This is a genomic window from Mesorhizobium sp. M2E.F.Ca.ET.219.01.1.1 (genome assembly GCF_004016445.2).
GTDB lineage: Bacteria > Pseudomonadota > Alphaproteobacteria > Rhizobiales > Rhizobiaceae > Mesorhizobium.
This window is the reverse complement of the sequence record NZ_SADT02000300.1, coordinates 1-279: the sequence shown is the minus strand read 5'-3', so window position 1 is coordinate 279 and position 279 is coordinate 1. Positions and strand designations below refer to the sequence as shown.

1 protein-coding gene is annotated in these 279 nt (G+C 62.4%); it reads right to left on the bottom strand.

The window, feature by feature from the left end; translation table 11 throughout:
• The coding region (locus EN862_RS35920) for an ABC transporter permease subunit (protein WP_135913362.1) at positions 1 to 279 on the bottom strand (279 nt) is incomplete at both ends.

Below are 279 nucleotides of genomic sequence, written 5' to 3'. Positions count from 1 at the left end.
AAAAGCGTAGTCCCAGCGGCGCCACGACATAGCGGAAAGCCTTGAAGCGCGAATAGCCGAGCGCCAGCGCCGCTTCCTCGTAGGAGCCGTGCACGGCACCGATGCCGGAGCGAAAGGTTTCGACGTTGAAGGCGCCTGCATAGAGCGAAAGCGCGATCACCGCCCAGGTGAAGTTGCCGATCATCGGCACCGGCAGGCCGATGGCATTCTGTCCGACCGGCATCAGGCTGCCGACGGCGAAGTAGAAGAAATACATCTGCACGAGCAGCGGCGTGTTGC